Raw genomic sequence first — 20,017 nt, 5'->3', positions numbered from 1 at the left:
TTAATTATTTTCAGAGTATTTAATTACCTCAACACCAAATTTCCTTAAAAAATCTACGCCCTCATCATTTGGAATTCCTTTGTATTGGGCGTATGATTTTGAATAAAATACTTTTTTTATCTTCATCGTATAAATGACTCTGGCACAAGCAATGCAAGGAGATAAAGTAACATAAAGGGTAGTACCTTCTATGTTTGCCCCATTTTTTATAGCATAAAGAATTGCGTTTTGTTCGGCATGGAGAGCTAATGAACAGCTCCCTTTTGAATCTCGTGGGCAACCATGGTCAGGAAATTCATCATCGCAATTATGAGTACCGGCTGGAGGGCCATTATAGCCAATCGAAATAATTCTTGTATCTTTTGTAAGAACTGCTCCAACTTGTGCTTTTACACAATGTGACCTCAAAGCTAAATTATGAGCGAGATCCATAAATATTTGATCAAAATCAGGACGATTTTTTACAGCATTATCCATAAAGAGGTCTTTATTTGGCAAAAACACAATTAAAATAACATCGGTTTAATCAAAAAACCGATTCAAAAATAACAGAGATTAGTAGAGAACGATTTTTTTCTGAACAATCTGTTCTTTGGAAGTAACACTTACGAAATACATACCCGGAGCTAAATCTTTATCTTTTAAAGTAATAATAGTACTTGGTAAATCTTCATAATGTTCAGTGTAAACAGGTCGGCCCATCAAATCTCTTAAAACAACTGTAAAGTCTTGAAAATCAGGCAATAATACCTGAATTTGAAGATTACTTAGAGGTAAAGGATTTAGACAATTCACTTGTAGGGTACTAGAAGGAGGCAGTTGAAACTTCGAATAATTTAGTACCCTTTTTCTCCTTTTACTCAAATCAAGAACTGCACGCATTCTTTCTTTCTGCCCGAGTGTAAAAATATTCATACAAGAATCGGGAGAATAGTCCATATAATTTTCTATCATATTTCTAGTTCTAGTTCCCGTGCAAGTTGAGAATAAATCCTTGCAAGTATTTGAACTATTTGAGGTAGCAGCTTGTGGCGTATCGGCTACAAAATCAGTTCCACATCTTTGGTCACCCCAAGTATGGTATAGCCCCAACCAATGCCCAACTTCATGAGTTACGGTTCGTCCAAAACTAAAGAGACCTTTTGTATTTGTACCCGTTTTTTTCCCAAACACTTTGTAATCTATAAATACACCATCAATTCTTTCATCAGCATCAACATCAAGACCGTCAACCGCTTCAGCAAAAGGGAATTCGCCATATCCTATATAATCATTAATAAAGGGGGCAACCCAAATATTTAAGTATTTATTACTATCCCAATATCCTAGATTCGACATGGCTAGTCTATCGGCATCATTCACAACATTGAATGAGCTTCTAGAAGAGAAGGTACGTGTAATTCCATTGGTTGGCTTGCCTAATGGGTCAACATTTGCTAGGAAAAACTCAATTTCTGAATCTGCTCCGACTGGATTGGTATTATACCCTAAACTACCTACTTTCTTTCGGTAATCTTCGTTCAATACTTTTATCTGTGAATAAATTTGTTCATCAGGTATATTCGTACCAGCTATGGCTCCACTTATTTGATTATGAATCACATGCACAACTACTGGTATCCGAATGATATCTGTAGCAACTCTAAAGTTTTTTTGCGAACTAATTTGCTTTTCAAGAGCTTCCTCAAATTTTGTTTGCATAAGCGTGTATTTGCTTCCTGAAACCTTTGCGATTGAATCACAGTATTGATTGGCACACGCCTTTACCTTTTGAGCAGTGGCAGAGAAACTAATAACAATGAAAGCAAGTATGTAGTAAATCTTTTTCATGCAGTTAAAGACGTAGTTGAACAGTTTTAGAGTTGCAATATATTACTAATATCTAATCATTAATATATAAATTTAATTTTCCTCTGCTTTTTCGTAAGCTTTTAAAATATCACGAACTAACCTATGACGTACAACATCACGGTCGTCAAGTTCAATAAATCCTATTCCTTTCACATCTTTCAAAATATAGAGGGCATCAGCTAAGCCCGATTTCTGTTTTGAAGGAAGGTCTATTTGCGTTTTATCACCGGTAATGATTGCCTTTGAAAGCGGCCCCATACGAGTTAAAAACATTTTAATTTGCATGGGCGTAGTATTTTGGGCCTCATCAAGCAAAATAAAGGCATTATTTAGCGTACGACCACGCATGTATGCCAAAGGAGCAATTTCAATCGTTCTGTTTTCAATGTAAAACTTTAATTTTTCCGATTGAATCATATCCTCAAGTGCATCATAGATAGGCCTCAAGTAGGGGTCAATTTTTTCTTTTAAATCACCTGGCAAAAAACCTAAGTTTTCACCAGCTTCAACCGCTGGTCGGGTAATAATTATTTTCTTTACTTGTTTTTCTTTTAAGGCTTTAACTGCCAACGCTACTGCGGTATAAGTTTTTCCCGTACCTGCAGGACCAGTTGCGAACACGATATCAAAGTTTTTCCCTGCTTCAACCATTTTTTTCTGATTTGCAGTTTTCGCTCTAATCGCATTTCCTTTGGTACCGACCAATATTAATTCATCATCGGGTGTTTCATGAGTAGCTGCTTCGGCGTCTTCTCTAATATAGCTTTTCACTTGTTCTACTGAAAGCCTGCCATATTTTTGAAGATGTTCAATCATAGACTCAATAACATCTGAAATACGATTAATTTCTTCAATATTTCCTTTTATCAAAATCTGATTTCCACGTGATATAATTTTACTTAATGGAAAAGCCCCTGCCACCTCTTTGATGTTACTGTTTTCTACTCCGAGAAAATCAGTTAGTGAAATCTCTTCTTCGAGTGTGAATACTTTATCAGTCAATTCTAAAAATAAGTTTTGTTTATAGTTTAATTATTAAATTTATACTCAAAAAAGCAATTTTAATACATCAATGTTTCTCAAAGTTCAAAAATTATTCACAAATTTGTTTATTTTTCCACAAAAAAATCTTGTAAAGAATACAACGATATTGATAATCAATAAATTACAAATTTCATTATTAATAAAAAGAAAGGATAACACTTTTAATACAATATTTTTCTTCTTAACATTGTAATAATATTATGGAAAGAAGTTATCAAAATAATACATCTGCTGGTGTAAACCAACAAAGAGGCTTTGGAAAAAATCTCTTCCTAGAGAATATGCGTACAGAAACTGGCAAGTTGCCTCCACAAGCAGTTGAGCTTGAAGAAGCAGTATTGGGTGCATTGATGATTGAAAAAGATGCCCTCACTGCAGTAGTTGATATTCTTCAGCCAGCCAGCTTTTATAAAGAGTCTCACCAAAGAATTTATAATGCCATTCTTCAATTATTTGGCAAATCTGAGCCTATAGATATGCTCACTGTTACTACTCAATTGAGAAGTACAGGTGAGTTAGAATTTGTGGGAGGTGCAGCCTATTTGGTAAAGTTAACCAATAAAGTAAATTCAGCTGCTAATATTGAATATCATGCTCGTATCATAACCCAATCGGCAATTAAGCGAGATATGATAAAAATAGCGGGTGAAATGCTCAAAGATGCTTACGAAGATACCACTGACGTATTTACTTTATTAGACAAAGTAGAACAAAACTTCTTTGAAATTTCTGAGCGTAATATTCGCAAAAATTATGCAGATGCAAGCACCATTATGCGTGCTACGATTGAGGAGTTAGAAAAAAAGAAAAACAATAAAGATGGGCTAACGGGTGTTGCAAGTGGTTTTACTGCACTAGATAGAATTACAAGTGGTTGGCAAAATACAGAATTAGTGATTATTGCGGCACGTCCGGCTATGGGAAAAACAGCATTTGTAGTTTCTGCCATGCGAAATGCAGCCGTAGAATGGGGAGTTCCAGTTGCTTTATTTTCATTGGAAATGTCGGCAACTCAATTAATGCTTCGTTTAATTTCTGCAGAAGCTGAAATTGATAGTAATAAACTCCGCAAAGGAAAACTTGAAAATCATGAGTGGGTTCAACTCCATCAAAAGATAAAAAATTTATCGACAGCACCAATTTATATTGATGATACTCCTGCCCTTTCAATTATGGAGATGCGAGCAAAATGCCGCAGATTAAAGGCTCAATATGATATTGGATTGGTGATTATCGACTACTTACAGCTAATGACTGCTGAAACTGGTGGTGGTAGTAAAGGAAATCGTGAACAAGAAATTGCCGCTATTTCCCGAGCAATGAAAAACCTTGCCAAAGAAATTAATGTTCCAGTTATTGCACTTTCGCAGTTGAGTCGTGCGGTAGAAACACGTGGTGGAGACAAACGACCTCAACTTTCTGATTTACGTGAATCTGGTTCGATTGAACAAGATGCTGATATGGTAATGTTCCTTTATCGCCCTGAGTATTATAAGATAACTCAAGATGAACAAGGAAATTCTACCGAGGGGGTTGGAGAAGTAATTATTGCTAAAAATAGAAGTGGTGATGTAGATACTGTAAAGCTGAAATTTATTGGCAAATACACTAAATTTACTGATTTAGATGGCTTTTACAGTCCAATTCCCGGTCAAGATGGCTTTGCTGAATTTAATATTCCAAAACCTATTAATACAACAAATTCACTTGAAAATTTTGAAAGTGCCTCTACTCCTAAAACAGGTTTTGGTAATACTGTTACGCTTGGAAGTAAGGCTAATCAACCTAGAAATTTAGATGCAGAAAGCGATTTCCCATTCTAATTAAACATTCTTTAAAAGATACATGATTGGTGTTTTTGACTCTGGTATTGGTGGTCTGACATTACTGCACGAAATTATTCGGCAGTTACCAAACGAGCAATACTGTTATTATGCCGATACTGAAAACGTTCCGTACAGCACTAAAACGGAAGAACAAATTAAAGAATACGTTGATAAAGCCGTAAACTACTTCTTAGAAATTGGTGTCAAAGCAATAGTGCTAGCTTGTAATACTGCAACCAATGTTTGTGTAGAAGACCTTAGAACTCGACTAAGTATTCCGATTATAGCCATCCAACCAGCTGTCAAGGTTGCTATTGATAATGATACAAGAGAACTTGATGGTAAGCGTAAACATATTTTGGTTTGTGCTACTCCCATAACTTTACGTTCAGCAAGATTCCAACGGTTGCTTGATTCGCTTGACGCCAATAATATCGTAGAAAGAATGGCTTTACCAGAACTCGTAAGGTTAGCTGAAAAAGAAGATTTTGGTATTGATGCCGAAAACTACATTCTTGAAACACTTAAACAGATTGATATTCAGAAATTTGGTTCGATTGTTTTAGGTTGTACTCATTTTACATATTTTGAACCGATATTCTACAAATTAGCTCCACAATTAAGTATTTTTGATGGAAATGAAGGTACAGCTCGCCATTTGAAAAATATACTTAATAAACTACATTTATTAGAATCAAAAAGAAGCCAAACTCCACAAATTGTGTTCATTGAATCGGGCAAGCCTACCCAAAATATTCAAAGATTTGAGCGTTACATGGAAAAAATTGAGAAACTTACATGATTCAAAGCTCTTACACTAATACTTTTCTCATAATAAAATCATTCATGAAATAAGGTCCAAACGGAATATCTACTTCCTCAATGATAGTAAAACCGTTTTTTTTATAAAAATCAATGGCTTTATTATGTCGATTGACATTTAAGTCTAAGTTTTTAGCTCCTAAAGCCTTGACATGTTTTTCAACTTCAGAGATAAGCTTTTTGCCATATCCTCCACCCTGAAAAGAAGGGTCTAAGTACAATTTATTTAATTTATAGGTCAATTCCTTTTCATAACTTTTCAAAGAGTAAGAAGCGAAAGCTAAAACTTCGTTGTATAAATATTGTAAAATAAAAGTTTGACCTTCTTGCATTTGCTCTAGTAAAGCACTTTCAGAGTAAATTTCATCAAACATGTATTTAGGCTGTTCTTTTCCTAAAATTGGCTCATAAGTAACAAACCAAGTTTTATTAGCAATTTCTCGAATCACTTTAATATCTTTGTGGGTTGCAATCTGATATATAATTCCCATAAAATGCTTTATTTATAATTTTGCAATATAATAAAATAGTAGAAAGAATATCCAATAATTACACATTCTAAAAATCATCAATTAAATATATGCGACCACTTATCTTAGTTACCAATGATGACGGTATTACTTCAAAAGGAATTTCAGTATTGATTGAAGTAGTAAAAAAAATTGGTGATGTTTTCGTTGTGGCACCAGATAGTCCAAATTCTGGAATGGGGCATGCCATTACTGTGGATAGTACAATTCATGTTAAAAAAAATAAAATTTTTAAAAATATAGAAGCTTACGAGTGTTCTGGTACTCCAGCTGACTGTGTGAAGTTGGCAAAACACCATTTCTTGAGAGAAAGGAAAATTGATTTAGTCGTAAGTGGCATAAATCATGGCTTAAACTCTTCAATTTCTGTAATTTACTCAGGAACTATGTCGGCTGCTGTAGAAGGAGCAATTGAAGGAATTCCATCCATCGGCTTTTCTTTGGATGATTTTAAATATGATGCCGAATTTTCACATGTGAAAAAATGGATTAAAAAAATTGTAGAAAAGGCATTGGCGAATGAGTTCCCCTCAAATGTTGCATTAAATGTCAATTTTCCAGCATTTTCAGATAAACCTATTAAGGGTATAAAAATATGTCGTCAAACCAATGGCTATTGGCATGAAGAATTTGATGCAAGAAAAGACCCTCATGGAAGACCCTATTTCTGGATGGGTGGCGATTTTGTAAATCGAGAACCAGAGGCTTCAGATACTGACATTTTTGCCTTAAATAATAACTATGTATCAGTTGTACCAGTACATTATGATATGACTGCTTATCATGCAATGAAAAACCTTAAACGTTGGAAATTGTAAGAATAACAGTCAACTATCACAACTTTTTCATAACAAACTATTATTTTTGAAATGAACACCCGTTAATTACTAAAAAATTAAAGGAAAACAATATGGCAGTATTAGGACGTCTACTAAAGAGTAGTATTAAGTTAACAAGCACGATTCAACAAATTCGAAAAATAAAACCTGCTAAGTGGCAGAAAAAGGCACTTACAAAACTTCTATCAAAAGCTCGTTATACGCAATTTGGAGAGGCATATAATTTTGATGAAATTTTAAGTTCGGCAATTTTTGAAAACGGAACGGAATATTACGAAAAATTCAAAAAAAATGTTCCTATTTATGACTACACCAAAATCTATAATGAATGGTGGTATAAAGCTCGATTAGGAGAAAAAAATGTCTGCTGGCCAGGAAAAGTTAAATATTTTGCTTTAAGTTCGGGCACATCAGATGCTGCATCAAAGGCAATTCCAGTAACTAAAGAAATGATTAAGGCTATTCAAAGAACAAGTATTAATCAAATTATATCTTTAGGCCTTTATACACAATTACCGGCCGATTTATTTGAGAAAGGCTATTTAATGCTTGGCGGTAGTACTGCACTCAATGAAGTTGATTCTCATTATGAAGGTGATTTAAGTGGAATAACCACCGGAACAATTCCTATTTGGTTCCAAAACTTTTACAAACCTGGGCAAAAAATTTCAGCTCTAAAAGATTGGGAAAATAAACTTGAAGATATAACAATTAATGCTCCCAAATGGGATATCGGCTTTATTGCTGGTGTGCCAGCGTGGCATACAATTTTATTAGAACGAATAATCAAGCGATATAATCTCAATAACATACACGAATTATGGCCTAACCTCACTGCATTTGGTTGGGGTGGAGTTTCATTAGAGCCATACAAACAAGGCTTAGAAAAACTCTTTGGAAAACCAGTACTTTACATTGAAACATACATGGCTTCTGAGGGCTTCTTAGCTTATCAAGATAGACCAGACGGAAATTTAAAGTTAGTTTTAAATAACGGTTTGTTTTTTGAATTCATTCCTTTTAATGAAAATAACTTTGATGAAGATGGCAACTTGGTAAGTAACCCAGAAACTATTATGGTTACTGATGTTGAAGAAGATATTGATTACGCATTACTTATTTCAACTTGCTCGGGTGCTTGGCGTTATCTAATTGGTGATACAATCAAATTCACCGATAAACAACGCATGGAGATTAAAATAACAGGCAGAACTAAGCATTTTTTAAGTTTATGTGGCGAACATCTTTCTGTTGATAATATGAATCATGCTCTTGAACTTGTTTCAAAAGATTTAGGCATTGATGTAAGAGAATTTACCGTTATTGGCATCAAACATCCACCATTGTTTGCTCATCAATGGTATGTAGGTTCTGACCTGCCAGTTGATGAAGAAGACTTTTGTAAACGTTTAGATGAAAAAATTTGTGAGTTAAACGATGATTATGCAGTAGAACGCAAACATGGTCTAAAAAATGTATTTGTTAAAGTACTTCCTCAACAAGCTTTTTATGATTGGATGAAGATAAAAGGGAAAGTGGGCGGTCAACACAAATTCCCAAGGGTATTAAAAGGCAAATTAGTTGATGAATGGCAAGATTTTATCAAAGAAAATTATTCATAAAAAAAGAGCGAGTAATACTCGCTCTTTTCATTTATAAACCATATTTAAGAATACAATATAAAGCTCTAAAACCATCTTTCCAATTTATTTTTTTCCCTTCCTCGTAGGTTCTTCCATAATAAGAAATACCAACCTCATAAATTTTGATTCCCTTAATTTTGGCAATTTTGGCAGTCACTTCAGGTTCGAAACCAAATCTTTTTTCCTTTAAATCTAGATTTTGGAGCATCTTGGTATTAAATAATTTGTAGCACGTTTCCATATCAGTTAAGTTCAAATTATTGAACATATTCGATAGAAAAGTCAAAAATTTATTTCCAATAGTGTGCCAGAAAAACAAAATTCTGTGTGCATTACCTCCCATAAATCTTGAACCATATACTATATCGGCATGGCCATCAAGCACAGGTTTCAATAAAATATTGAACTCATTGGGGTCATACTCTAAATCAGCATCTTGAACAATTAAATATTCACCCTTTGCCTGCTTAATTCCAGTATGTAATGCAGCACCTTTTCCTTGATTAAATTCATGCTTGAGATAAATAATCTCTGCATCTGAACTTGTTTTAAAATTCAGAATTTCAGCTTCAGTATTATCTACCGAACAATCGTTTACAACAATTATTTCTTTTTTTATTCCTCCAATCAATTCTACACTTGAAACTTTTTCTAAAACACTTCTAATGGTTTTTGCTTCATTATACGCAGGAATGATAACAGATATCTTATTCAAGGTGGACATTCTATTAGATAGGTAATATGTAAATTAGGGCACAAAAATATACAAATTTTCCGCATTGACCGATAATTTTCGATAATTCTTATCCACTTTAAGTGTATCCTTCGGACTCATGGTGAAAGATAATACAGCATCAAAATTTCCTTCATTTTTATCTAAAACCTTCGTAAGATTCGACATTTGAATTGGAATAAACACAGCTTTACTTCTCAATTCAAACATAATTGGATATAAAATATCATTTCCATATTTTTCCTCCGACCTAACCCCAATTCTTTTGATGTTATGGCTTTTTAAATATTCTATTACATCACAATATTGTTTTGCTTTATGAGGCTCCATATAGAAAAAGTGGTCAATTTTATGAGATGTAAAATAAACTTTTGATGTAATTGGCGGCAATTTTATAACTGGTCGAGCAAAACAAAAAACAGAATAAAATAGACTAGATAACCCAATCAATGCAATAATATACTTAGAAAATCTTTGCTCTTTTAGCCATATTGATATTGGCACACTCATTATTAAAAAAATAGGAATGTGGAGTCTTGAATGCCAAATTTGCCATTTAACCTGAAAACAAAATAGTAAGAAAGAAATAATTGCAAACGATGTTAATACGATGAGGTTTCTGTTTTTTGATTTAAAAGAGTAGCGAATTGCTGGAATAAATAGAAGTATATGAAGGAAATTCCCTGCATTATCTTCTGTTATTCCAAACATCGGCAAATCGAAAGGAGTAAAGGAAGTTGCTGAATCATTAACGTTTACATTCAGTAAATTTTCATGTATGAAAACAACTATTTTTTCAGCTAAAAAATGAAAACCGGGTACAGAAAAGTGTAAGCTTATATTCCGAATAATTAAGGAAAAAATACTTCCAACAGCGTGACTTTGGTTATTATAAACAAAAAAAAGTTCTTTAGAAACACCTAATGGAGAACCTACTAAAGTATAATTACGGAAGTAGAAAGTTCCGCAAATCACCAAAAATGGCATAAAAATGAAGATAAAAAGTCTCATTTGGGACCAAAATTCGAGTTCTTTATTATAAATCTTCATTAACTTGGCTACACCCCAGTACAAACAAATTGGGAATAGAAAAATATAAGCAGTTCCTTTGGTTAAAATTGATTCACCAATTGAAATACCTATTAATAACGCTGAAGCATTGTCATTCAATTTGACATTATTAAAAACCCAATAGATTGTCATTAGAATAAAAAACGAAACAACAACATCATTTTGCGTAGATGATGATTGCAGCAACAACATTGGAATGCTTCCAGCAATAAAAAATGCCAGATATTGTACTTTTAAATCATTTCTAACAAAACTTACAAGTAGACTCACAACTCCACAAGCACCAATAGCATAAAGCCATTGAATTATAAAACTAAAATTATCTGCATCCGCCAATAATCTAAATTGTAAAATCATGTATTCAGCCAACGGAGGTTGATACAACATTCTATCTGTTTGAGTTGCGAAATAGTTGATATTTTTGTGCTGAATCCAAAACTCAACTCTGGTAAGATGATAAACAAGAGAATCAATCGTATTAGGTGCGTAAAATACGCCAGAGAGAAATGTAATGATGAAGAAAAAAAAGGTTACTAAGACAATTTTGTTTTTGTAAAAATTATTGAGATTTAAGTTAAATTTTGGTAAATTACCCCTTCTTGAAAAATTGTAAATAATTGTAAGAAGACAAAGTACACCCCAATAGATAAACGCCGATGAATATCCTATTAAATTTAAAAAACCTAAAACTTCAACATAAATAAAACTGAGTAATGCAAAGGCTTGAAGCGAGATAGCAAAGCTCAATCGCCAAGATTTTTCAAAAAAAAGTCGAAAAGAAAGGAGTAAATTTAATATGAAGATAACCAGTAGCCACATATCTCATGTTTTTTTGATAAATTTTGAGCAAAAAAAGGCAAAACAAAAACTTATTACAAACTTTCTTATTAGTTTTTTAAGCACATCCAAAACTTTGTTATAATTTTGAGGGTTGAATAATGATACTATCCAAAATCTAAGCAAATTATTTAAAATGGCAGAAGTAATCAGAATGCCCAAGATGAGCGACACCATGACAGAAGGTGTAATTGCGGCATGGAACAAAAAAGTTGGTGATGTTGTAAAATCAGGAGATATTTTAGCAGAGGTAGAAACTGATAAGGCTACCATGGATATGGAGTCTTATTATGATGGTACGCTTTTATATATTGGTGTTGAGAAAGGACAAGCTGTACCAGTAGATGCTATCATTGCTGTAATTGGTAAAGCTGGCGAAGATTTCCAAAGTTTATTAAATGGAAGTCCAGCACCGAGTGCTCCTGTTGAAGCTACACCCGTAGCTCAAGAAACTGCACCTGTAGCAGCAGTACCAGCTGTGGATACTTCAAATATCAAAGCAAAGGTAGTTACGATGCCACTTTTGAGTGATACCATGACCGAAGGTGTAATTCATGCATGGTTGAAGAAAGTAGGTGATAAAGTTAAGTCGGGTGATATTCTAGCTGAAATCGAGACAGACAAAGCTACAATGGAACTTGAAGCTTATGAAGATGGAACTTTATTGTATATAGGTGTAGAAGCGGGTAAAGCTGCGAAAGTAAATGGAGTAATTGCAGTTATTGGTGAGGAAGGTGCGAATTATCAAGCCCTTCTTGGTGGTGCTCCATCGGCTCCAGCTCCAGCAGCTCAAGAAGTTAAGGTTGAAACTCCAAAAAGTACAGCTCCAGCCCCTTCAACTCCAAGTGCAGCACCAGTTCATGCATCAAACAGCAATGGAAGAATCCTTGCATCTCCATTAGCAAAAAAATTAGCCGAAGAAAAAGGCATCAAATTAGCAGAAGTGAGCGGTTCTGGTGAAGGTGGCCGTATCGTTAAATCAGATGTTGATAACTTTACTCCAAAAGCACAAGAATCTGCAAAAACAGCATCTTCTACTCCAGCTCCTGTAGCTGCTGGCATTGAAAGCTACGAAGAAATTAGCTTAACTCAAATGAGAAAAGCCATTGCACGTAGTTTAGCTGAATCACAATCTAGTGCAGTTGATTTCCAATTAACCATGGAAATTTGCATGGATAAAGCTATCCAAGCTAGAGAAGTAATGAATCAGGCTTCACCAGTTAAAATCTCATTCAACGATATGGTATTAAAAGCTTGCGGTGTTGCACTGAAAAAGCATCCAAATATCAACTCTTCTTGGAGAGACGACCATATAAGACGTAACCAACACGTGCACATTGGAATGGCAGTGGCCATTGCTGAAGGTTTGGTAGTACCAGTAATTCGTTTTGCCGATACACTTTCACTTTCAACATTAGCTGCTACTACTAAAGATTTAGGTGGAAAAGCCAAAAATGGCAAATTACAGCCAAAAGATTGGGAAGGAAATACATTTACTGTAAGTAATTTAGGGATGTTTGGAATTGAACAATTTACTTCAATTATCAATAATCCTAAAAATGAATCATGTATTCTTTCTGTTGGTGGAATCAAAGAAACCGTTGCTGTTAAAAATGGTCAGTTCTATGCAACTAATATCATGAAAGTAACGCTTACTTGTGACCATCGCGTGGTTGATGGAGCAACTGGGGCAGCTTTCTTAGTTACTTTAAAAGAATTACTTGAAGAACCATATAAATTATTAGTATAACAAAACTCTAAAGATTTATGAAATCTTTCAAATCCTCCGTATTTTGGCTAACAATCTCTCTATGGGGGATTTGTTTTGTCCATACTTCTGATTCTTTTTCTCAAATTAAAGAATCTCCTAAACAAAGGTTAACAGCATTTATTAAATGGACTGGTAAAGAAAATTTACCATTTGAAGGGGATTGTTTTAATGGAGAAGGCTATGTGGTAAACAAAATTGATGAGAAATGTATTCAAAAGTACATTAAATCAATAGAAGCAACTGGTTTATTCTCAAGTCTTTATATTAAATCTCTTCAACAAGAGTTTAATCAAATGAAGGCTGAAATCAAAAAAAATAAATATGCTTATAGTCTGGAGTATGATAGATATACTATTTCTCAAGACCCTCCTGAAGTTAAAGATTTAATAACGGCTTTGAATAACAATTCTACTGTTTCAATAAATGGTAGCAAAGCAAAAATCATTGTGAAGTTAAAAAGACCATACTCAGTGACTTATACCTATTCAATGGATTTGGAAAATAATGTATGGAAGTTAACCAAAATTGAGGCAAAAGACTGATGCAAAAAATACACGCAACTACTGTTTTAGGAATCATTCATAATGGGAAAGTTGCTCTAGGTGCCGATGGACAAGCAACAATGGGTAATACAATTGCCAAAAGCAATGTTAGAAAAGTTAGAAAACTATTTGGTGGAAAAATCTTAGCAGGATTTGCTGGCTCAACGGCTGACGCATTTACATTGATTGAACGCTTTGAAGAAAAATTAAACGCTTTTGGCGGTAATATGAAGCGAGCAGCAATTGAATTAGCAAAAGATTGGAGAACTGACCGCTATCTTAGAAAACTTGAAGCAATGTTGATTGTGGCAAATGAAAGTGAAATGCTAATAATTTCAGGTACAGGAGATGTTTTAGAACCTGATAATAATATTGCTTCAATTGGCTCAGGAAGTATGTATGCACAATCTGCTGCCATTGCACTAAAGAAACATGCCGCCAATTTAAGTGCAGAAGAAATGGTTAGAGAGGGACTAAATATTGCCGCAGATATTTGTATTTATACAAATCATAACATCATTATTGAAACATTATAATATTTAAGGTGTTGGAGTTTATTCTTCAACACTTTTTACTTTCTATCTGCATATCTTTCATATATGTAATCTTCTTTTTCATAATTTCTATCAGAAAGTACTAACAAAACAGCATTTTCTGTAAAATCATACATGGTATGCCAATCTTCAGGCTCTACAAGTAAACATTTATCGGGAGAATCTAATATGTATTCTTCTTCTATTTTACCATTATTTACATAAACTTTACAACTTCCACTAACACAAGTTAGGGCGTTATAGGTTAATTTATGTCGATGACCTCCTCTCACTTGGTTAAAAGCATTATAAATATAAAAAATACGCTTTATCCCATTTTTCAAAACTTTTTCAATAATAGTGAGATTCCCTACTTCGGAAGAAAAAGTTTGCAATTCAATTAATGATGCCATGCGTGTATTACTTACTTATGAAATTTCCCTTTAAAATCCTCCAAAAAAATGCACATAACAAGTTAATCAAGAACACCCACAAGGAAAATGCATTTGTTTTGCTTTATTTTTATTAATAAACTGGTACCAACCTTTAGGTTTTGGTATAAAAACTACCTTTCCAGCACCTGGACTAATAGTTGAGCTAATGGGTTGACCAATATGCTCAATAATCTGTTTTGCTAATTCATTGGGTATTAAATCAACATAAAGATTGATACCAGCAAAATCGTTATATTGAAAATACTTTATGAAATGTTCTAATTGTTGATTGTCCATTACATTAACAATGTGCGAAGCAAACTGCCAGCTATCAATATTAGGTTTTACCCAATTTCCAATTCCAATCTTCACAAATCTATCAACCGCACCTTGTGGAACATGGCTATAATATCCTCCAATCACCTTTTTTTCATGAAAGCGTCTTAATGCATAAATATTGCAAGTTTTAGTGAAAATTGGACATAAGTTTTCCTTTAAACCAGTACCATCTCCACCCACGATACAATATGGAAAATCTAAAACAGCTTCTCCCCTTTGATTCTTCACAACTTCCATGTATGGGAAGAAATTGGATTCAAAAACAAAGGGACTTTGTTCAAATCTATACTTTAATACCACTGACAGCTCAACAACAAAAAAAGTTGTAAAAATGCCAATGATTATTTTATAATTTGGAATTCGATGAAAATCAGTTGGTAAAAAGAAGCTCGCAAAAATTACTGGTAATAATGAAGTAAATCTTGATGGAACTCGATTGTACGCTCCCCAAGGAAAAATCTTTAGGGTTGGAATTCTATTGGGATGATAGAAAGTTGAGATTATTAATAAAATTAGAAAAGGGATAAAAATTAATCCGTATTCCTTACGGTTTGAGAAAAAACCAATTAAACCAAGTCCAAGACAAAACCAACCCGGACTACCAGAACCTAATCCTTCGGGCATATCTTTTAGATTGTTTATAAAAGGATTATGTAAAGCATTCAAATGAGGGAAATAAGGCAGAAGCATTCTCAATGGGTTACTCCAAAAATGAGGAGCAGGTAATCCATCTAATTTGTAAGTTTTTGCTTCAAAATAAATTTGCAAAACTAGAGGTAAAAACAAGAAACCTACCAACAGAATCGGGATTGATAAAAATAAAAAAGAGTATGGTTTATTCTTAAACTCAGTAAGCCAATTATTAAATAGTAATTGAGGGGATCTTACTCCTTCAAAATGGCGTTTTATTAATAAAATTAAAGCAAAAATAATGCAAATAGTGAAACTATTTAATGCAAATCCACAAATATATCCTAGGTTCATTCCCAAGCAAGCCAATAAAATAAATGCTTTGAGAAAGACCCATTTTAATGAAAAACCCTCGCTTAGACAAATTCGTTTTAGTAATATAAAATCAGTAAGTAAACTTAGTATTGCCCAATGAATTGTACTATGATTATAGTGATGAGGATATTTATTTAAAGCGTAAAAATTGAAAAAAGTAACTACAAATCCAGTAAAGAATGCTTTTTTTGAACCAAAATCAGGCTTAATTACTAAAAAAGTTCCCAAAAAGGATATAATTAAACTTAATACGTAGTAAATATTCAACCATGGTCCATGCCCCCAGTTTTTATAAAAAAAAGCAAACCAATAATTACTTTCTAATGACCAATCTGAAAATACTTGTGTAGTACCGAAAGGATAAAATGTTTGATTATGATTAAAACTGATACTAGGGAATGGATTAAAACTAATATTATTCGCTAAGTAATAACCAACATATTCCCACTCATCAATATCTCCTCCACCTGAAAGAGGTTCAGAAAAGTTTCTTATGAAAACTAAGCCATAAAGAATGGGAAAAATAATAGTTAGGCAAACAAAAACGATATTAAGCTTTTTTTTACTCATTCTTTATAGTAATTGAGCGGCAGACTCATCAATCCACACATAAGAATTTGAATGAAGCTTAAAAACTGTGGCTGGAAAATCAACATTTGGCTCGCTTTCTACCAATGTCTTTAAAACCTCAGCTTTTCTTTCGCCAGTAGCAATTAAAACAGCAGATTTGGCTTCAAGTAAATGTTTTAATCCAATAGTTATACCTTGCGTAAGCTGTGTACTTTGTTTAAAATATTTTTGTCCGATTGAAATAGTAATTTCTGCTAATTCTGACACATGACAATATTTATCAAAACTGGTTCCAGGTTCATTAAGACCAATGTGGCCATTGACACCTACTCCAACTAACATTAAATCAGCCCCGCCTTTACTAAATAACAAATCATCTACTCTTTTACACTCGTTTTGCAAATCATTTGACATTGAATCAAAAAAAGTAAATTGACTCTCATTGATTCCAAGCGGTTTAAGCAAATTTTCTTCAACAATAAATCTACAACTACCTTCGCTTGCCGAAGGAACACCAACCCATTCATCAAGACCAATTATTGTTACTTGAGCGAAATCTTTAGGGTTCGCCAGTTCGACAATCTTTCTGTATGTAATTACAGGAGTATCTCCAGAAGTAAGTATTAAAGTTGCATTAGGCTTATTTTTGACTAACTCAATTATATAATTTGCGGTATGTAATGCTAATTTCTCAGCATTCTCAAATTTATCTATTTGCATTTATTAAATTTCAAAAAATAAATTCAAAGCTATGATTTTAACTCTACACTTCCAACGGCAAATACTTAGAAATTTGTTAGAAATTAATCTATTTTTAATAATTTTTTGCCGCAGATATAAAATTTTGAGATAAAAACAACTAATACTATCATTTTTACAAAAAATAGATATAGATAATTCTTCTTTATAGAAAATACAAAAACTAAATATTTATCTGATTGCGTTTTTAAAAAAAACTCAATTTGCTACACAATTTTAAACATCTTTGATTCGGCTACTAAAAGTAGCATTAAACGAAGTTAACACGACTCTTAGAACTAGCCTTATCCATTTACTTCAAAACTCAGAAGAATTTGAATTTTTCGGAGCGTTCGAAAGTCCTATTTTGATACTCGAAAACTGTAAGGAAATTGAAATTCCAAATGTAATCGAAATGAATTTAGTATGCCTCAAATGAGTGCAATTGAAGCTACAAAACTCGTTAAAGATTTATATCTTTCAGTAAATATTTTAATTTTAACCTTTTTGAAGAACTTGATAAGCTTTTTAATGCATTACAAACGGGTGCATCTGGATATTTGCAAATGAAATCAAATATTATTGAGATTATAGATGCATACACTAAGTATATAATGGTGATTATCCAATGACACCCGCCATCGCACGAAAGGTTTTCGAATACTTTAGCCAACCCAAATTGATAAAAATGATGAAAATAACCTTTCAGAAAGGGAATTAGATATTCTAAAATGACTTGTAAATGGAGATTCATATAAAAGATTGCTACTAACTGCTACATTAGTATGTAAACAGTCAGAAGTCATATAAATAATATTTACAGAAAACTACACGTAAATTCAAAGTCGGAGGCTGTAGTGAAGGCTATAAAAGATAAATTAGTATAAATCAATACCTCAAACCACCCGTATGAATTAAAACAATTTTAGTATTTGGCTTAAAATAGTTTTGATTAACAAGTTGTTCAAAAGCATAAAACAACTTTCCCGAATAAATAGGTTCTATTTCAAATTCTTGGTTAGAATTAAAATTAGAAACAAAAGTTGTGAGTTCAGGCGATTTTTTTGCATATCCTCCATGATGAAAATCCCAGAAAATTTCATAGTTTAAGTTTGTTTCTTTTTTACTTTGATTTAGTAGATTTTCGATTTCAGTTTCTAAATATTGTCCTTTTTTCAAAACACAAATGCCAATTACCTTTGTTGAAGAATGAGTATTTGCAATAATTCCTGCAATCGTACCGGCGGTACCAACTGGACATATGATGTAGTCAGGGCTCTGATTAAGTTGCCCATTGATTTCTTCTACCATTTCTCCTACACCTTCTAACGAAAAAACGGTTGTTCCTCCTTCAGGAATTACTAAACTATTTAAATTTGTTTGAATGGGTGTTTTATCTATTCTAATATTTCTATATTCGGTTCTTGAAATAAATTTTAATTTCATCCCACATTTTGAGGCAAACTTAAGGGTCTCAGAAGAATTTTCATTTAGTTCATCACCACGAATTATTGCAATTGTCTCAAAACCAAAATATTTACCTACTGCGGCGGTTGCATAAATATGGTTTGAATAAGCCCCACCAAATGTGATAATTTCATTTATTTCATTTTTTTTTGCTTCTATTAAGTTATACTTCAGTTTTCTCCATTTATTTCCTGAAATTTCTTTATGAATCAAATCATCACGTTTAATAAATACTTCCAAATTGAGTTTTGCATAAACTTCATTCTCAAATTTATGAAGTGGAGAAGGAAGAAGCAATATTCTTTTTATTTTGTCTTCAAATTCAATATTTGCAGTATTATCAGTCATTTTCTAGTAAATTTGCACAAATTTAATCAGAATGAGCGAAGAATTAGATAATATAGATAACGAAGAAGAAGAGGACGAACTATATGAACACCAACGAATTGTAGTTGACAAAGGTCAAATTACTATGCGTTTGGATAAATACTTACCTCATTTTACTAAAAATGTATCTAGGAATAAAATCCAAAATTCGATTGATGCCGAGGCAATCAAGGTAAATGGCTTACCTGCAAAGGCGAGTTACAAAGTAAAACCACTTGATGTGATTACTTTTTCCTTACCTCGACCACCACGAAATCATGAATTACTAGAGGAAAATATTCCATTAGATATTGTATATGAAGATGACGATTTGATGATTGTCAATAAACCACCAAGAATGGTCGTCCACCCAGCGGTGGGTAATTGGTCTGGCACATTGGTCAATGGTTTAGTTTACTACCTAAAAAACTTACCAACTCATAGAAATGGTGAAATTAGACCTGGTTTAGTTCATAGAATTGATAAAGATACTTCTGGCTTATTGGTTATTGCCAAAAACGATTTTGCTATGACTTTTTTGGCTAAACAATTTTCAGAACATACCATTGAGAGAACTTATTATGCTCTTGTTTGGGGTGTTCCAAAAAATCCTAGTGGAACAATACATCAATTCATTGGAAGAAGTTTGAAAAACAGAAAGATAATTGAGGTTTACCCTGATGGCTCTCATGGAAAAGACTCTATAACTCACTATAAAATTTTAAAAGATTATAAGTATGTTTCATTAATTCAGTGTAATTTAGAAACTGGGCGAACCCACCAGATTCGTGTCCACATGAAGTTTTTAGGACATACTTTGTTTAGTGATTCAGAATATGGTGGTGATAAAATTCTTAGGGGTCAGCAATCGGGTAGTTATAAGAAATTTGTTGAAAATTGCTTTGAAATTATGCCTCGTCAAGCTTTACACGCCAAAACACTAGGATTTGTTCATCCAACGACAAAAAAATGGATGCAATTTGATAGTGAACTACCAGAAGATTTCTCAAATGTTCTAAAAAAATGGGAAACATTCGCAGAATAAGTTAAAATTTA

Annotated in this window: 18 protein-coding genes and 1 pseudogene; 9 read left to right on the top strand and 10 right to left on the bottom strand. The window is 33.1% G+C overall.

Going from position 1 to position 20,017, the window contains the following annotated elements:
* From EMTOL_RS19180 to EMTOL_RS19170, 3 genes are all read right to left on the bottom strand, one after another.
* Nucleotides 1-477, bottom strand: a complete 477-nt coding sequence (locus EMTOL_RS19180; RefSeq protein ID WP_015030987.1) for a deoxycytidylate deaminase — start codon at nt 475-477, stop codon at nt 1-3.
* Between the two features lie 78 nt (nt 478-555).
* Complete coding sequence (locus EMTOL_RS19175; protein WP_015030986.1) at nt 556-1,830, bottom strand: M43 family zinc metalloprotease; 1,275 nt, start codon at nt 1,828-1,830, stop codon at nt 556-558.
* 72 nt (nt 1,831-1,902) lie between these two features.
* A complete protein-coding gene (locus EMTOL_RS19170) occupies nt 1,903-2,853 on the bottom strand; it encodes a PhoH family protein (RefSeq protein WP_015030985.1) in 951 nt (316 codons plus the stop codon).
* A 242-nt stretch (nt 2,854-3,095) separates the two neighbouring features.
* On the opposite strand from EMTOL_RS19170, the gene dnaB reads away from it, so the two are divergent.
* Complete coding sequence (gene dnaB / locus EMTOL_RS19165) at nt 3,096-4,718, top strand: replicative DNA helicase (RefSeq protein WP_015030984.1); 1,623 nt, start codon at nt 3,096-3,098, stop codon at nt 4,716-4,718.
* Nucleotides 4,719-4,740: 22 nt separating this feature from the next.
* On the top strand, nt 4,741-5,523 hold the full coding sequence (gene murI / locus EMTOL_RS19160; RefSeq protein WP_015030983.1) for a glutamate racemase: 783 nt from the start codon (nt 4,741-4,743) through the stop codon (nt 5,521-5,523).
* 10 nt (nt 5,524-5,533) lie between these two features.
* Here the strand turns inward: murI and EMTOL_RS19155 are convergent, their stop codons facing one another.
* Nucleotides 5,534-6,034, bottom strand: coding sequence for a GNAT family N-acetyltransferase (locus EMTOL_RS19155; protein ID WP_015030982.1), 501 nt, complete (start codon nt 6,032-6,034; stop codon nt 5,534-5,536).
* 89 nt (nt 6,035-6,123) lie between these two features.
* On the opposite strand from EMTOL_RS19155, the gene surE reads away from it, so the two are divergent.
* Nucleotides 6,124-6,891, top strand: coding sequence for a 5'/3'-nucleotidase SurE (gene surE, locus EMTOL_RS19150; protein WP_015030981.1), 768 nt, complete (start codon nt 6,124-6,126; stop codon nt 6,889-6,891).
* A 92-nt stretch (nt 6,892-6,983) separates the two neighbouring features.
* Nucleotides 6,984-8,534: a GH3 family acyl-acid amido synthetase gene (locus tag EMTOL_RS19145; protein ID WP_015030980.1), complete on the top strand. Its 1,551-nt coding sequence runs from the start codon at nt 6,984-6,986 to the stop codon at nt 8,532-8,534.
* A gap of 31 nt (nt 8,535-8,565) precedes the next feature.
* On the opposite strand, the gene EMTOL_RS19140 is transcribed toward EMTOL_RS19145, so the two are convergent.
* Together EMTOL_RS19140 and EMTOL_RS19135 are read right to left on the bottom strand one after the other, a co-directional pair.
* Nucleotides 8,566-9,279: a glycosyltransferase family 2 protein gene (locus EMTOL_RS19140; protein ID WP_015030979.1), complete on the bottom strand. Its 714-nt coding sequence runs from the start codon at nt 9,277-9,279 to the stop codon at nt 8,566-8,568.
* Nucleotides 9,280-9,303: 24 nt separating this feature from the next.
* On the bottom strand, nt 9,304-11,178 hold the full coding sequence (locus EMTOL_RS19135) for a glycosyltransferase family protein (protein ID WP_015030978.1): 1,875 nt from the start codon (nt 11,176-11,178) through the stop codon (nt 9,304-9,306).
* 154 nt (nt 11,179-11,332) lie between these two features.
* Here EMTOL_RS19135 and EMTOL_RS19130 point away from each other — a divergent pair, with 154 nt between their 5' ends.
* From EMTOL_RS19130 to hslV, 3 genes are read left to right on the top strand one after another with little or no spacing between them, the layout of a single operon-like run.
* Entirely contained in the window at nt 11,333-12,946 is a 1,614-nt protein-coding gene (locus EMTOL_RS19130) for a dihydrolipoyl dehydrogenase family protein (protein WP_015030977.1), read from the top strand.
* A 17-nt stretch (nt 12,947-12,963) separates the two neighbouring features.
* Nucleotides 12,964-13,509, top strand: a complete 546-nt coding sequence (locus EMTOL_RS19125; RefSeq protein WP_015030976.1) for a hypothetical protein — start codon at nt 12,964-12,966, stop codon at nt 13,507-13,509.
* Nucleotides 13,509-14,045: an ATP-dependent protease subunit HslV gene (gene hslV / locus EMTOL_RS19120; RefSeq protein WP_015030975.1), complete on the top strand. Its 537-nt coding sequence runs from the start codon at nt 13,509-13,511 to the stop codon at nt 14,043-14,045. Before EMTOL_RS19125 ends, hslV begins: the two co-directional genes overlap by 1 nt.
* Nucleotides 14,046-14,080: 35 nt before the next feature.
* Here hslV and EMTOL_RS19115 read toward each other — a convergent pair whose 3' ends face one another.
* From EMTOL_RS19115 to EMTOL_RS19105, 3 genes are all read right to left on the bottom strand, one after another.
* A complete protein-coding gene (locus EMTOL_RS19115) occupies nt 14,081-14,455 on the bottom strand; it encodes a sugar 3,4-ketoisomerase (RefSeq protein ID WP_015030974.1) in 375 nt (124 codons plus the stop codon).
* Nucleotides 14,456-14,521: 66 nt separating this feature from the next.
* Nucleotides 14,522-16,390 (bottom strand): hypothetical protein, encoded by a 1,869-nt coding sequence (locus tag EMTOL_RS19110; protein WP_015030973.1) that lies wholly within the window; start codon nt 16,388-16,390, stop codon nt 14,522-14,524.
* Between the two features lie 3 nt (nt 16,391-16,393).
* Nucleotides 16,394-17,110: a glucosamine-6-phosphate deaminase gene (locus EMTOL_RS19105; RefSeq protein WP_015030972.1), complete on the bottom strand. Its 717-nt coding sequence runs from the start codon at nt 17,108-17,110 to the stop codon at nt 16,394-16,396.
* Between the two features lie 818 nt (nt 17,111-17,928).
* On the opposite strand from EMTOL_RS19105, the pseudogene EMTOL_RS22665 reads away from it, so the two are divergent.
* Nucleotides 17,929-18,015 (top strand): annotated as a pseudogene (locus EMTOL_RS22665) (DNA-binding response regulator); the annotation flags it as partial.
* Nucleotide 18,016: 1 nt separating this feature from the next.
* On the opposite strand, the gene EMTOL_RS19100 reads toward EMTOL_RS22665, so the two are convergent.
* Nucleotides 18,017-18,943, bottom strand: coding sequence for a 1-aminocyclopropane-1-carboxylate deaminase/D-cysteine desulfhydrase (locus tag EMTOL_RS19100; protein WP_015030971.1), 927 nt, complete (start codon nt 18,941-18,943; stop codon nt 18,017-18,019).
* A gap of 31 nt (nt 18,944-18,974) precedes the next feature.
* Between EMTOL_RS19100 and EMTOL_RS19095 the strand changes: the two genes are divergently transcribed.
* On the top strand, nt 18,975-20,006 hold the full coding sequence (locus tag EMTOL_RS19095) for an RluA family pseudouridine synthase (protein ID WP_015030970.1): 1,032 nt from the start codon (nt 18,975-18,977) through the stop codon (nt 20,004-20,006).
* The last annotated feature ends 11 nt before the right edge of the window (nt 20,007-20,017 follow it).

Origin of the sequence: Emticicia oligotrophica DSM 17448 (assembly GCF_000263195.1) — a bacterium.
GTDB classification, from domain to species: Bacteria; Bacteroidota; Bacteroidia; order Cytophagales; family Spirosomataceae; genus Emticicia; species Emticicia oligotrophica.
This window is presented reverse-complemented; position numbering and strand designations above follow the sequence as displayed.

Bases quoted from the DNA above. Each gene is read 5' to 3' on its own strand.
- EMTOL_RS19175 (WP_015030986.1), bottom strand. From the start codon at position 1,830: ATGAAAAAGATTTACTACATACTTGCTTTCATTGTTATTAGTTTCTCT.
- EMTOL_RS19145 (WP_015030980.1), top strand. From the start codon at position 6,984: ATGGCAGTATTAGGACGTCTACTAAAGAGTAGTATTAAGTTAACAAGC.
- EMTOL_RS19130 (WP_015030977.1), top strand. From the start codon at position 11,333: ATGGCAGAAGTAATCAGAATGCCCAAGATGAGCGACACCATGACAGAA.
- EMTOL_RS19115 (WP_015030974.1), bottom strand. From the start codon at position 14,455: ATGGCATCATTAATTGAATTGCAAACTTTTTCTTCCGAAGTAGGGAAT.
- hslV (WP_015030975.1), top strand. From the start codon at position 13,509: ATGCAAAAAATACACGCAACTACTGTTTTAGGAATCATTCATAATGGG.
- EMTOL_RS19125 (WP_015030976.1), top strand. From the start codon at position 12,964: ATGAAATCTTTCAAATCCTCCGTATTTTGGCTAACAATCTCTCTATGG.
- EMTOL_RS19105 (WP_015030972.1), bottom strand. From the start codon at position 17,110: ATGCAAATAGATAAATTTGAGAATGCTGAGAAATTAGCATTACATACC.
- EMTOL_RS19155 (WP_015030982.1), bottom strand. From the start codon at position 6,034: ATGGGAATTATATATCAGATTGCAACCCACAAAGATATTAAAGTGATT.
- dnaB (WP_015030984.1), top strand. From the start codon at position 3,096: ATGGAAAGAAGTTATCAAAATAATACATCTGCTGGTGTAAACCAACAA.
- surE (WP_015030981.1), top strand. From the start codon at position 6,124: ATGCGACCACTTATCTTAGTTACCAATGATGACGGTATTACTTCAAAA.
- EMTOL_RS19100 (WP_015030971.1), bottom strand. From the start codon at position 18,943: ATGACTGATAATACTGCAAATATTGAATTTGAAGACAAAATAAAAAGA.
- EMTOL_RS19110 (WP_015030973.1), bottom strand. From the start codon at position 16,390: ATGAGTAAAAAAAAGCTTAATATCGTTTTTGTTTGCCTAACTATTATT.
- EMTOL_RS19140 (WP_015030979.1), bottom strand. From the start codon at position 9,279: ATGTCCACCTTGAATAAGATATCTGTTATCATTCCTGCGTATAATGAA.
- EMTOL_RS19180 (WP_015030987.1), bottom strand. From the start codon at position 477: ATGGATAATGCTGTAAAAAATCGTCCTGATTTTGATCAAATATTTATG.
- EMTOL_RS19095 (WP_015030970.1), top strand. From the start codon at position 18,975: ATGAGCGAAGAATTAGATAATATAGATAACGAAGAAGAAGAGGACGAA.
- murI (WP_015030983.1), top strand. From the start codon at position 4,741: ATGATTGGTGTTTTTGACTCTGGTATTGGTGGTCTGACATTACTGCAC.
- EMTOL_RS19135 (WP_015030978.1), bottom strand. From the start codon at position 11,178: ATGTGGCTACTGGTTATCTTCATATTAAATTTACTCCTTTCTTTTCGA.